Source organism: Micromonospora sp. NPDC048894 (genome assembly GCF_040649765.1).
Classification (GTDB): domain Bacteria; phylum Actinomycetota; class Actinomycetes; order Mycobacteriales; family Micromonosporaceae; genus Micromonospora; species Micromonospora antibiotica.
Genome location: NZ_JBEZFY010000016.1, coordinates 20,592 through 32,451 on the forward strand (window position 1 = coordinate 20,592; position 11,860 = coordinate 32,451).

11 protein-coding genes and 1 pseudogene are annotated in these 11,860 nt (G+C 74.4%); 6 read left to right on the top strand and 6 right to left on the bottom strand.

Going from position 1 to position 11,860, the window contains the following annotated elements; translation table 11 throughout:
* Nucleotides 1-2,691 (bottom strand): FtsX-like permease family protein, encoded by a 2,691-nt coding sequence (locus tag AB0C22_RS26605; protein ID WP_219468747.1) that lies wholly within the window; start codon nucleotides 2,689-2,691, stop codon nucleotides 1-3.
* A gap of 43 nt (nucleotides 2,692-2,734) precedes the next feature.
* Entirely contained in the window at nucleotides 2,735-5,920 is a 3,186-nt protein-coding gene (locus tag AB0C22_RS26610) for an ABC transporter permease (protein ID WP_357537725.1), read from the bottom strand.
* 155 nt (nucleotides 5,921-6,075) lie between these two features.
* Here AB0C22_RS26610 and AB0C22_RS26615 point away from each other — a divergent pair, with 155 nt between their 5' ends.
* Nucleotides 6,076-6,369, top strand: coding sequence for a hypothetical protein (locus tag AB0C22_RS26615; protein WP_208569506.1), 294 nt, complete (start codon nucleotides 6,076-6,078; stop codon nucleotides 6,367-6,369).
* A gap of 41 nt (nucleotides 6,370-6,410) precedes the next feature.
* On the opposite strand, the gene AB0C22_RS26620 is transcribed toward AB0C22_RS26615, so the two are convergent.
* Both AB0C22_RS26620 and AB0C22_RS26625 read right to left on the bottom strand, forming a co-directional pair.
* Entirely contained in the window at nucleotides 6,411-6,998 is a 588-nt protein-coding gene (locus AB0C22_RS26620) for a GNAT family N-acetyltransferase (RefSeq protein WP_219468741.1), read from the bottom strand.
* 14 nt (nucleotides 6,999-7,012) lie between these two features.
* The gene (locus AB0C22_RS26625) at nucleotides 7,013-7,201 is read right to left on the bottom strand and encodes a hypothetical protein (RefSeq protein WP_357021853.1); all 189 of its coding nucleotides are present in this window, start codon (nucleotides 7,199-7,201) and stop codon (nucleotides 7,013-7,015) included.
* A 223-nt stretch (nucleotides 7,202-7,424) separates the two neighbouring features.
* Here AB0C22_RS26625 and AB0C22_RS26630 point away from each other — a divergent pair, with 223 nt between their 5' ends.
* Nucleotides 7,425-7,712 (top strand): hypothetical protein, encoded by a 288-nt coding sequence (locus AB0C22_RS26630; protein WP_357537728.1) that lies wholly within the window; start codon nucleotides 7,425-7,427, stop codon nucleotides 7,710-7,712.
* Here the strand turns inward: AB0C22_RS26630 and AB0C22_RS26635 are convergent.
* Nucleotides 7,705-7,860, bottom strand: coding sequence for a hypothetical protein (locus AB0C22_RS26635; protein WP_219468737.1), 156 nt, complete (start codon nucleotides 7,858-7,860; stop codon nucleotides 7,705-7,707). The genes AB0C22_RS26630 and AB0C22_RS26635 overlap by 8 nt on opposite strands.
* 366 nt (nucleotides 7,861-8,226) lie before the next feature.
* Nucleotides 8,227-9,240 (bottom strand): annotated as a pseudogene (gene ligD, locus AB0C22_RS26640) (non-homologous end-joining DNA ligase); the annotation flags it as partial.
* A gap of 47 nt (nucleotides 9,241-9,287) precedes the next feature.
* Between ligD and msrB the strand changes: the two are divergent.
* From msrB to AB0C22_RS26660, 4 genes are all read left to right on the top strand, one after another.
* Nucleotides 9,288-9,698 (top strand): peptide-methionine (R)-S-oxide reductase MsrB, encoded by a 411-nt coding sequence (gene msrB, locus AB0C22_RS26645; protein ID WP_219468733.1) that lies wholly within the window; start codon nucleotides 9,288-9,290, stop codon nucleotides 9,696-9,698.
* 104 nt (nucleotides 9,699-9,802) lie between these two features.
* The gene (locus AB0C22_RS26650; RefSeq protein WP_088645482.1) at nucleotides 9,803-10,060 is read left to right on the top strand and encodes a Prokaryotic metallothionein; all 258 of its coding nucleotides are present in this window, start codon (nucleotides 9,803-9,805) and stop codon (nucleotides 10,058-10,060) included.
* A gap of 60 nt (nucleotides 10,061-10,120) precedes the next feature.
* Nucleotides 10,121-10,567, top strand: coding sequence for a GNAT family N-acetyltransferase (locus AB0C22_RS26655; RefSeq protein WP_357537730.1), 447 nt, complete (start codon nucleotides 10,121-10,123; stop codon nucleotides 10,565-10,567).
* 172 nt (nucleotides 10,568-10,739) lie between these two features.
* Entirely contained in the window at nucleotides 10,740-11,855 is a 1,116-nt protein-coding gene (locus AB0C22_RS26660) for a lytic polysaccharide monooxygenase (RefSeq protein ID WP_357537732.1), read from the top strand.
* Nucleotides 11,856-11,860: the final 5 nt, after the last annotated feature.

Below are 11,860 nucleotides of genomic sequence, written 5' to 3' on the forward strand. Positions count from 1 at the left end.
TCAGCTCTCCTCTCCGAGCCGGAGCACCTCGCCGAGGCGCATCCGACGGTTGTTCAAAGCCTCCACCGCCATGGCGAAGCCCAGCGCGACCGCGCCGAGCCCGACCGTGGCGGCGACCAGACCGGGCGCGAAACCCACCCGTACCGGTGTGCCGTTGGTGAACGCGGCGAGCCCGAGCAGCGGGGTGAGCAGCACCGGCAGCAGCACCCCGACCAGCGCTCCGGTCAGCACCGCCACCCCCACCAGCGGGGCCAGCTCCACCAGCAGCAGCCCCCGCCACTGCCGGCGGGACAGCCCCAGGGTGCGCAGCCGGGACAGCACCTCACCCCGGGCGCGGGCCCCGGCGAGGACGGTGAAGGCGACGGCGAGCAGGGCCAGCACCCCACCGGCCACCGCCCCGGCGACGAACCCGAACGCCAGCAGCCCGTTCGCGCCACCGCCGCCCAGCCGCAGCCGGGTCTGCGACCAGGTCTGCACCACCACGCCCCGGGGTCGTTCCCGGCCGGTCACCGCGCCGCCGGTCTGGTAGCGCTGCTGTCCCTCGTCCCCGACCTGCCGCAGCACCCCGGCGTCGAGCCGGTCACCGGCGACCAGGAACGCGGTGGGAACGGGCGGGCTGTCCCGCGGGGGCAGCGCCTGCCAGGGCAGCACCACGTACCGGCTGGTGTTGGGTCGGGCCAGCGGGAAGTCGACGACGGTGTCGACGGGCGTGAACTCGTACCGCTGGCCCTGCACGGTGATGAAGGCGGACCGCAGCCCGGCGTCGGCCAGGTCGGCGGCGACCGCCGGGGAGACCACCGCCGGCAGCGGTCCGCCGCCCGGCCGGGCGTCGCGCAGCGGGCCGGGCACCCGGACGTCCCGGCCGGCGGCCCGTGCCGTGCGAGCCAGCCCGGGGCCGTCGACCAGCAGCACGCTGGTGTCGCGCAGCCGGGCGTCGGTGCCGTCGGCGTCGGTCGCCAGGCGTTGCGCCGACTCGTCGGCCAGCGCGGTGGCGGCCCGCACCCCGGCCAGGCGTTCCAGTGCCGGGCCGGTGTCCGGGGCGAGCCGGTCGCCTCGGATCAGCGCGTCCGCCGGCACCGCCCGGGTGGCGACGTCGTCGCGGGTGTCCTCGATGCCGGTGGCGATCACCGCGCAGAAGGCGGCGGTGGCGACCGCGAGCACCACCACGACCAGCGGGGTGGCCGCCGCCGCCCGGCCGGCGCGGGCCGTGCCCAGGAAGGCGACACTTCCCCGGGTACGCGCGGCGAGCCGCCCGGCCAGCCGCACCGGCCACGGGTAGAGCCGCAGCGCCAGCACCGACGCGGCGACCGCGACCAGCGCCGGCACCGACACCAGCAGCGGGTCCACCGTGCCGGGGGTGAGCCCGCGCCGCCGCAGCAGCACCACCGCCACCCCGGCCAGCAGCACCAGGGCGGCCTCGGTGGTGGCCCGCCGCGCGGACGGCCGTAGCCGGCCCAGGTCCCGCCGCCCGACCACCCCGGACGGTACGGCCAGCGTCGCCACCGGCAGGGCCAGGGTGACCAGGGCGGTCGCGCCGACGGCGAGCGGGCCGGTGTCGCCGGGCGCACCGGGCAGCAGGCCGCCGAGCAGCCAGCCCAACCCGGCGGCCGGCGGTACGACCAGCAGCGACTCGGCGAGGCTGCGCCGCACGCCGGTGGTGACCCCGCCACCCCGGGCCCGGATCAGCGCGAACTCGGTGCGGCGTCGGCGCACGGTCGACGCGGCGGCCAGCACCACCAGCCCGGCGAGTGTCGCCAACACCCCGGCGGCGATGACGGCGAGCAGGGTACGGGCCGAGGTGACCGCCCGCCCGAACTCGCGCAGCGGGACGTCGACCCCCTGGGTCAGCTCCTTGCCGGTGCCGGTGCTGGCCCGCACCAGCCGCTGCACCCCGTCGACGAGGTGGTCGATGCGCCGGACGTCCATGCCGTCGGCGCCGAGCCGGTACCGCCAGGTGAACGACACCGGATGGTCCTCGACGGCCAGCCGGTCCAGCGCGGCGACGGAGACCAGCCCGACCAGGATGAACGGTTGGCCGTCCCCCTCCGGCTCGGCCACCTCCAGCACCGAGGGCAGGGTGTCCCAGTTGCCGTCGGCGGGGTCGACGGGCCGGAACAACCCGACCACGGTCAGCGGGGTCGGCGGGTGTTCCTCGTCGGGCGGGGCGAGGGTGAGCCGGCTGCCGACCCGTAGCCCGAACCGGCCGGCGATGTCGGCGGCCAGGGCCACCTGCACCGGGGCGTCGGCGGCGGCCGTCCCGTCCGGCCAGCGTCCCTCGACCAGGGTGCCCGCCGTCTCGACCCCGGGCATGGCCCGCAGGCCGAGGTGCACCAGGTAGTTGCCCCGGGCCAGGTCGGGGCCGGTGACCCGGTCCTCGGGGGTCTGCGCGGCATACCACCGCTGCGCCACGGCGGCCCGTACGTCGGCGGGCATCCGCTGCTGGAGCGTGTCCAGCTCGACCGCCTGGCTGCTCACCGACGGGGCGTCGACGCCGGGGCGGGTGGCGTACGTCAGGTCGCGGCGGGCGGCGGGCTCAGCGGCGAGGTGTTCCCGCAGGCCCTGGTCGGCCAGCCGGTTGACCACCCGGGGCACCCCGCCGACGAGCAGGGCGATCACCAGGGTCAGCGCGGCCAGCAGCAGGAACTGCCCGCTGTGGGCGCGCACCCGACGGATCACGGCACCGATGTTCATCGCTGGTCCTCCCCCTGGTGCGACGGTCCGGTCGTCGACGCCCTCACCGGTCTCCCCCGGTGTGCAGCCGGGCGATGGCGACCCGCCGCCGCAGCCCGGCGGCCATCGCCGCGCTGCCGGCCAGCGCGGCCAGCAGCAACCCCGCCACGGTCCACCCGATCGGGGTCCAGGCCAGGGCGAACACCGGTGCGGGCACCGGACGCCCGGCGGCCGGGGTGAGCACCACCAGCGGCGCCATGGTGGCCCCGACCACCGCGCCGAGCAGCAGCCCGACACCGACGCCGATCCCGGCCAGGAAGGTCTGCTCGGCGAGCAGCGCCCGGGCCAGCAGCCGGGGCGACGCGCCGAGGGTGTGCAGCACCGCGAACTCACCGGTCCGGTGTCGGGCGGTGGCCCAGACGTCCACCACCAGACCGACGAGGGCGAGCAGCACCGAACCGAGGGCGGCGGCCAGCAACCCCGTCCGGGCACCCTGCCAGTACGGGTCGTCGGCGGCCACGGCGGCGGCCTGCCGGCGGTCCAGCAGCGTCGTCCCGGGCAGGGCGGCGGCGGCCCGGGTCGCCTCGGCGTGCGCGGCGGGGTCGACCCGTAACCACCACTCGGGCACCGTCCGGACGGTCCCGGAGTTGCGGATCAGCCAGTCGGTGGCCGCCGGCAGGTCGAGCAGCACCCCGTCACCGGCGGTGGCGGGCAGCGCGGTCACCTCCCCGACCAGGCGCACCGGCAGGGAGACCCCGGACAGTGTCAGCACGACCGTCTCCCCGGGCCGGACGTTGAGCGCGGCCCGCACGGCGGGGGTCATCAGCGCCGGTGCGGGGGTGTCCGGGCCGTCCGGCACCACCGTGAAGCGGGACGACGGCTGGTAGGCGTACCGGCCGCCGTCGAGGAACCCGACGGGGTGGGTGGCGGTCAGCCCGGCGTCGACGACCCTGGCGCTGCTCTGCCCGGTGGGCTCTGCGGCGGCCACCCGCCACCGGCCGGTGAGGGCGACGGCGGTCGACCGGGCGTCCGGGCCGACGGTACGCAGGTCACGCACCTGGAGCGCGTATTCGGTGCCGGCCACGTCCCCGCCGTCGGCCTCGAATCCGGCCAGTCGTAGCCCGTCCACGGCCGGCAGGGTGACGCGGAACCCGACGGCCTGCCCGTCGCTGCCGGTGCGCGCCACGGGCAGCCGGTACGCCACCCCGTCGGCCCGGGTGAGCAGCACCGACACGGCGATCCGGTGCGGAACGACGGCTTGGTCGACGGGGGTCTGGACGGTGCCGGTGAGGCTGCGGGCGTCGGCCGGCAGCGGCACCCCGAGGGCCGGTCCCCGGGCGGCGGTCAGCGGTGCGAACAGCTCCCGCGCGGGCCGGTCGGCGAGTCGGTCGCTGAACTTGCCCACCTCGGCGGCGTGTGCGGTGTCCAGGCCCAGCACGGTGGCCTGCCGGTCGTCGCGGCCGACCCGGATGTCGTCCCGCCAGACCGGCAACGCCCGGTCGACCCCGGGCAGGGCGGCGAGCGTCGCGACCCGGTCGACGGGGGCGACCCCGCTCCGCTCGACCAGCCGCAGGTCCGCGCCGACGGTGTGGTCGGCCTGGTCGACCTGGGACCGTTCCCCGGTGGCGACCAGCGACCAGGCCAGGGTGCTGCCGCCGACGGCGAGGGCGAGCAGCAGCACCGGTCCGGCGTGCGGACGCCGGCCGGCCTGCCACATGCCGAAGATGGTCGCGGTCCACAGCCGCCGGTCGACGAACCGTTCGGCGAACCGGGTGGCCGGGGGGAGCAGCCGCAACGCCACCACCGCACCGGCCAGCACCCCCAGGGTCGGCGCGGCCACCAGCAGCGGGTCGACGCCGAGGTCGTTGCCCGCGCCGGCCAGGGGTGAGGAGTAGCGGCGCAGCTGCACCCAGGCCAGCACGGCGAAGGCCACCAGGGCCAGGTCGAGCCCGGCCCGGCTGACCGTGGCGACCCGGTCGGGGCGGGACCGGGCGGCCAGGTCGGCCACGTAGGTGCCCGCGCCCCGCAGGGTGGGGGCGACCATGGCGACGAGACAACCGACGGCGGTGGCGACGGCCGCCACCCACACCCACCGGCCGCCGCCGACGGCGCCGCCCAGGTCGACCGGGCCGTCGGCGGCGACCCGGCGCAGCACCCCACCGGCGAGCAGCGGCCCGAGCAGGGCCGCCGGGACGACCACCAGGGTCGCCTCCCGGGCGGCCAGGCCGGCGAGCTGCCGGCGGGCCGCGCCCCGGGCCCGTAGCAGGGCGGTCTGCGCCCGGCGGTCCTCGTTCAGCAGGGCGGCGATCAGCACCAGCGCGTACCCGCCGAGGACCACGATCAGCAGCAGGGGGGTGGCCAGCGCGGAGCGACCGGCCAGGTCGGCCCGGCTGATCCGGTCGATCAGCCGGTCGAGGGTGGTGACCGCCTGTGCCGACGAGCCGAGCCCGGCCGCCTCGGGCACCTCCGTCGCGGCGGTGGCGACGGCCCGACGCAGCGCCGGCAACCGGTCCGCCCCGACGGCGGCCAGGTCGGGCGCGACCACCCAGGATGCGGAGACCGAGCCCGGGAAGGTGGCGGCGAAGTCGGCCGGGTCGAGCACGAACGGCCCGTGCGTGGCGTCGGCGTCCGGGTCGACGCCGAGCCCGGGGGCGAGCCGCCAGTACGGGTCGGCCGGGTCGCGCGGTCGCCAGGTCCCGGAGAGCACCACCTCGGTACGCCGGTCGGTGCTGCGGTCGCGCATCGGCACCCGGTCGCCGGTCCGCAGTCCCAGCGCACCGGCGACCTTCTCCGGCAGGGTGGCCTGGAGCGGGCCGGCCCCGGGGGTGGGCCAGCCGCCGTCGACGAGGTCGGCGTGGTCGACCAGGTCGTCCAGGGTGGCCAGGCTGGCGAAGACCGGTTCCTTGCCGGTACGGGTGCCCGGCCCGAGGTCGCCGGTGAGTTCCCGCCCCGTGCCGTAGCGGGCGGCGGCGACCCGCACCGGGACGTCCCCGAGGGCGGTCCGGAAGCCGTCCCGCACGGCCCGGTCCCGGCTGGTGAACTCGGTGTGGTCGCGCCCGCCGGAGCCGCTGACCAGCAGGCTGCGTTCCTCGACGGGGGCGGCGGCGATCAGCGCGCGTTGACCGGCGTCGACGGCCCGCCGGTTGTAGTCGGCCAGCCCGGTGACCAGTGCGATCGCGACCAGTGCGGCGGCCACCGCCGCGAGCAGCAGCCCCCGCGCCTCGCGGGCCCGCCTCCACACCAGCTTCATCCGTTGCCTCCCCGGGGGCCCGGGGTCGGGCCGACGGAGAGCAAGAGTGGCGACCCGGCGGTAAAGGTTCGCACCCGTTACTTGATCGTTACTCCGGTCACCGTGCGGCCGGGCCGGGGTTGGCCGTTCGGCGTCGATCTGGTGGGATCGGCGGCATGGAAATCGCCCTCATCCTGTCGAGCACCGCCCTCGTGCTGGCGCTGCTGTTGCAGCTCCCCCGCCGGGACGGCCGGGGCGACGGCTCGTTTCGGCTGGTGGAGATCGAGCGTCGCCAGCGGCTGATCATGGAGCATCTGGGCATCGTGGACCGGGGCCCGGCTCTGCCCGGGGTGCGGGAGCACCTGGCCCGGGGCGAGAAGATCAAGGCGATCAAGGCTTACCGGGAGGCGACCGGGACGGACCTGCGCACCGCCAAGGAGGCGGTCGAGGCGATCGCCGCCGGACGCTGAGCCGACTGGGCCGGCCGGGACGCCTCCCGACCCGGCCAGGGTCAGCCCTGGACCGGCGTCCGCCGGGCCGGTCGGTACATGGAGCAGACCAGGGGGCCGCCCTCGATCGTGGTGCGCGCCGTGACCGTGAAGCCGAGACGTTCGTAGCGGCGGACGTTGCGCTCGTCGGAGGTTTCCAGCGCGATGCCGTTCGGGTCGCCGGACTCGTCGATGAGGGTCACCCCCGCGGCGGCGACGGCGGAGCCGAGACCGATGCCGCGCCGCTCCGGGTGGACGCCCAACGTCGCGAATTCCCACGCGCCGGGTGGCCGCGCCGGCAGCTCGACGGCCATGAGCGCCGCCAGCCGGTCACCGTGCAGCTCCGCGATCCGCGCCTGGAGGCCCTCCCCCGGCGCGGGCGCGTCGCCCGGCAGGAACGCGGCGACCGCCTGAGCGTCGTCAGTGACGAGGACCAGGCCGTGCGCGAGGGCGTGGCCCAGGTAGAGGGCCTGTAGCTCTTCGAGTCGACGCGGGTGGTCGTCGGCCGGGATCGACCATCGCGTCCACGGGTAGTCGTGGAAGGCGGCGGCGAGCGTACGTGCGGCGCGGGGCAGGTCGAGGGCGGTGGCCCGGCGGATGTGGCTGGTCATCGGCCCGAGCCTAGTCAGTCCTTGGTCAGCTCCGGCCGGTGCTCGCGGATCCACGCCTCGACGTCGACCTTCCGCCACACCTTGCCCTGCATCAGGTCGGCCACCGGATCAGGGAAGTTCCGGTGACTGGTGATCACGTAGACCCGCTGCTTGCTGATGCCGCCCAGCATCACGCGGATCTCGTGCGCACCCACCAGCTCCATACGGCGGACGCTAAACAGTTGCCCCGGACTCTTGACTCGGGTCAAGAGCCCGGTCACTGTATCGGGTATGCCAAAGAACGTTTCGCCTGTTCATGATCGGCAGCGGCGGCCCGTGGGCGGGCATCCGCCGATGCGCCCGCTGTGGCGGTGCCGCACGTGCGCCGCACCCTGGCCGTGCCAACCCGCCCGCCTGCTCCTGACCCGGGAGTACCGGCGGGACCGGGTGGCACTGTCGATCTACATGGCCAGCCAGTTGTTCGAGGCCACCGCCGATCTGGTGCGACTCAATCCGCACCCGGCCCCGTCCCCGGCGGAACTGTTCGACCGTTTCCTCGCCTGGACGGCCCGACCGTCCACCCGGGCCGCGAACACGTCCCGGCCGGGCGACGGGCGTCGAGCCGGGGCCGCGAACACGTCCCGGTCGGGCGACGGGCGTCGACCCGGGGCCGCGACCCCGGAACCGGAACCGGCTACGGACCGCCCGGCCGACCGCCTGCCGGAGACTATCTGACGAGCAGGGTCAGTAGTCCGGTGAGGGCGACGAGGACCGCCGCCACCCCGGTGAGCACGGCCGGCAAGATCTTGAGGTATTCCAGGATCACGGAATGCCGGTGCGGCGTCCCACCGATCCGCTGCGTTCTTCTCGTCGTGGCCGCCATGGTGATTCCCCTGTCCGGTGCCCGCGTCCGGTCGGATGAATCGGAGCCGCTGACCGGCGAATCGACTGTCGCCGCCGGGCAGCAGCCGACCGGACACTCCACAGCGAGGGCATAATCCCTGTTCACACGAGTGCAGCCGACTTCCGCGCATCCTACCTTTCATATTCGACCGTAGGCGCGACGACCAGCCGAGCGCAATCATCAGTACCGGAAAGAGTGCGGAGGAATGCCATTTTCACGCGTGGGAGTGGCATGCTGCGCAACTGATTTCGGATTACCGGCGGACAGCCCGTACCCACCGTCGCCGCCGGCATTCCGATTTCCGTCGGCGGGGGTCGGCGGCTTTGACTCGGCGGTGTCGTCGGCCGGGCGCTTCGCCCGGCTCGGCTGCACCCGTTTCGGTTCGCCCGGCATCTTCGGATGGTCGGGCGGGTAGGGCAGGTCGCCCAGTCCGTGCCCGGCGTCCCGCTCGGCCCAGTCGAGCAGGGGCGTGATGTCGACCGGGTCGTCGTCGATGCCCGCGTGCGGGTCGCCCCGCTCGGCCAACCGGACCGGCACCGTTTTCAGGTCGAAGTCGTCCGGGTCGATGTCGGGCAACTCGTCCCAGGTGACCGGGGTCGAGACGGTGGCCCGCGCGTTGGCCCGCAGCGAGTACGCGCAGGCGATGGTGCGGTCCCGGGCCATCTGGTTGTAGTCGACGAAGACCCGGTGCCCGCGCTCCTCCTTCCACCAGGCGGTGGTGACGAGGTCGGGACGACGCCGTTCCAGCTCCCGGGCCAGCGCGATGGTGGCCCGGCGGACCTCGGTGAACGTCCAACGCGGGGCGATGCGCAGGTAGACGTGCAGCCCTCGACCGCCGGAGGTCTTCGGCCAGCCGGTGATGCCCAACTCGCCGAGAATGCCGCGCAGCTCGGCGGCGGCAGTGGCCGCGTCGGCGAAGTCGGTGCCGGGCTGCGGGTCGAGATCCACCCGCAGCTCGTCGGGGTGGTCGACGGCGGCGGCCCGGACCGGCCAGGGGTGGAACACCACGGTGCCCATCTGCGCGGCCCAGGCGACGTGGGCGAGGTCGGTGGGGCGCAACTCGTCGGCCCCGCGCCCGCTGGGAAAGGTGATCCCGACGGTCTGCACCCACGGCGGCACCCCCCGGGTGGGCACCCGCTTGGAGTAGAACGCCTCCCCCTCGACCCCGTCGGGGAAGCGTTGCAGGGTGGTCGGCCGGTCCCGCAGGGCGCGCATGATGCCGTCGCCCACCGCGACGTAGTAGTGGAAGACGTCGGCCTTGGTGAACCCACGCCCCGGGAAGATCACCCGATCCGGACTGCTCAGCCGGACGGTGTGCCCGGCCACCTCGACCTCGGTCGCCTTCGCGCTGCCCGCCATGGCGCGACCATATGCGATGCCCCCGACATCCGACGTACGGTTGACCGGTGAGTCCTGACGAGAAAGAGCTGCCCCGCACCGAGGACGAGTGGCGGGTCCGGTTGACCCCGGAGGAGTTCCGGGTGTTGCGCGAGGCCGGCACCGAGCGCCCCTTCACGGGCGAGTACGTCGACACCAAGACCGCAGGCGTCTACCACTGCCGGGCCTGCGGGCTGGAGTTGTTCTCCAGTGACACCAAGTTCGATTCGCACTGCGGCTGGCCGAGCTTCGACGACGCCATCCCGGGCCGGGTCAAGGAGATCCAGGACCGCAGCCTCGGCATGGTCCGCACCGAGATCCGCTGTGCCCGCTGCGACAGCCACCTGGGGCACGTCTTCCACGGCGAGGGTTTCACCCCGAAGGACACCCGGCACTGCGTGAACTCGGTCTCGATCCGGCTGGAGCCGACGCAGAGCTGACCCCGACACGCCGTCCAACCCGACCGAATTCAGGGCATTTGCCTCCTTTAGGCGTTTCCGCGAGGCACGCTTGGGGCAGATGTCCGATTCGGGGGGTACGACAGATGGCTACCTGCGAGGTCTGCGGCAACGACTACTGGATGGCGTTCGAGGTGCGTACGGTCAGCGGTGACGTGCACACCTTCGACAGCTTCGAGTGCGCGGCACACAAGCTCGCGCCGATCTGCGAGCACTGCCAGGTGAAGATCATCGGGCACGGCGTGGAGGTCGGCGGCCGGTTCTTCTGCTGCGCGCACTGCGCCCGCGCGGTGGAGGCCCTGGGCGCCGAGATCCGCGACGCGGTCGGTGCCCGCCCGGCCTGACCCGGCCCCGACGTCACGGGGCGTGCCGGGCCGGCGGGCGGGGTCGCCTAGCATCGCGGAATGGCCCCTCAGACCGTCGACGTCCACGTCGCCACGTTCGCCGAGTTGGACGCGCGCACCTTCCACGACCTGCTGCGGCTGCGCATCGACGTGTTCGTGGTGGAGCAGCGCTGCCCGTACCCGGAGCTGGACGGTCGCGACGTCGAACCCGGCACCCGGCACCTCTGGCTGGCCCACGACGGCGTCGCCCTGGCGTATCTGCGGATGCTGGTCGACCCGGGTGACGTGACGCGGATCGGTCGGGTGGTGGTGGACCCGGCGGCCCGGGGCGGCGGGCTCGCCGGCCGGCTGATGACCGAGGCCCTGCGGCTGGTCGGTGACCGGCCGTGCGTGCTGGAGGCGCAGGCCCACCTGGCGGGGTTCTACGCCGGGCACGGCTTCACGGTGACCGGACCGCAGTACGTCGAGGACGGCATCCCGCACCTGCCGATGCGGCGGGAGAGCTGACCGGCCCACCCGGGGTGCCGCCTGGTCGAGCCGTCCGAAACATTGACGGATTCCGCTTTCCTGTGCAAGCCTGCGGGATAGAGCCGTCGTGGGAGCCGCACAGCAGGCATGGGAGGGGCAACTCCCGGCCGTCCGGGCGTCGTTCGACCGACCCCTTCACCTCGGAGGCTCCATGTCCACCGTCCTACGCAGACGACCCACCGCGCTCGCGGGGTCGCTGCTCACCATCGGCGCGATCATCGCGCTGTTGCTCACCACCGCCCTGGCCAACTCGGCTTCCGCGCACGGCGCGGTGGTGAACCCCGGGTTCCGCTCCTACAGCTGCTGGGAGCGCTGGGGCGCCGAGTTCCAGAACCCGAGAATGGCCACCGAGGACCCGATGTGCTGGCAGGCCTGGCAGGCCGACCCGCAGGCCATGTGGAACTGGAACGGCCTGTTCCGGGAGGGTGTCGCCGGCAACCACCAGGGTGCCATCCCGAACGGCCAGCTGTGCAGCGGCGGACGCACCCAGAACGGCCGCTACAACGCCCTGGACACCGTCGGCGCCTGGAAGACCACGTCGGTCGCGAACAGCTTCCGGCTGAAGTTCTTCGACCAGGCCAGCCACGGGGCCGACTACATCCGGGTGTACGTGACCAAGCAGGGCTTCAACGCGTTGACCACGCCACTGGGCTGGAGCAACCTGGAGCTGGCCGGGCAGATCGGCAACACGCCGGCCTCCCAGTGGGACAAGGACACCGGTGGCGTGTCGATCCAGATCCCGGTGAACGCGGCCGGCCGTACCGGCCGGCACATCGTCTACACCGTGTGGCAGGCCAGCCACCTGGACCAGTCGTACTACCTGTGCAGTGACGTCGACTTCGGTGGCGGCAACAACCCGACCACCCCGCCGCCCACCACCGCGCCGCCGACCACCCCGCCGCCCACCACGGCCCCGCCGACCACGCCGCCGCCCACCACGGCCCCGCCGACCACCCCGCCGCCGGCGACCGGTGGCTGCACCGCCACCTACCGGGTGACCTCCACCTGGAACGGCGGGTTCCAGGGTGAGGTGGACGTGACCGCCGGGTCCTCGGCGATCAAGGGTTGGACGGTGAACTGGACGTACTCCGGGGGCCAGCAGGTCAGCCAGGCGTGGAACGCCACGTTGGCCAGCAGCGGTTCGACGGTGACGGCCCGCAACGTCAACTACAACGGCGCGTTGGCCGCCGGGGGGAAGACCACCTTCGGCTTCCTCGCCTCCGGCAGCGGCGCCAGCCCCACCCCGGTCTGCACCGCGACCGTCTGACCGGT

Coding starts and splice junctions, on each gene's coding strand:
- AB0C22_RS26605 (WP_219468747.1), bottom strand. CDS start 2,691: ATGAACATCGGTGCCGTGATCCGTCGGGTGCGCGCCCACAGCGGGCAG.
- AB0C22_RS26625 (WP_357021853.1), bottom strand. CDS start 7,201: ATGGAGCTGGTGGGTGCGCACGAGATCCGCGTGATGCTGGGCGGCATC.
- AB0C22_RS26620 (WP_219468741.1), bottom strand. CDS start 6,998: ATGACCAGCCACATCCGCCGGGCCACCGCCCTCGACCTGCCCCGCGCC.
- AB0C22_RS26660 (WP_357537732.1), top strand. CDS start 10,740: ATGTCCACCGTCCTACGCAGACGACCCACCGCGCTCGCGGGGTCGCTG.
- AB0C22_RS26610 (WP_357537725.1), bottom strand. CDS start 5,920: ATGAAGCTGGTGTGGAGGCGGGCCCGCGAGGCGCGGGGGCTGCTGCTC.
- AB0C22_RS26635 (WP_219468737.1), bottom strand. CDS start 7,860: ATGGCGGCCACGACGAGAAGAACGCAGCGGATCGGTGGGACGCCGCAC.
- AB0C22_RS26650 (WP_088645482.1), top strand. CDS start 9,803: ATGGCTACCTGCGAGGTCTGCGGCAACGACTACTGGATGGCGTTCGAG.
- AB0C22_RS26615 (WP_208569506.1), top strand. CDS start 6,076: ATGGAAATCGCCCTCATCCTGTCGAGCACCGCCCTCGTGCTGGCGCTG.
- AB0C22_RS26655 (WP_357537730.1), top strand. CDS start 10,121: ATGGCCCCTCAGACCGTCGACGTCCACGTCGCCACGTTCGCCGAGTTG.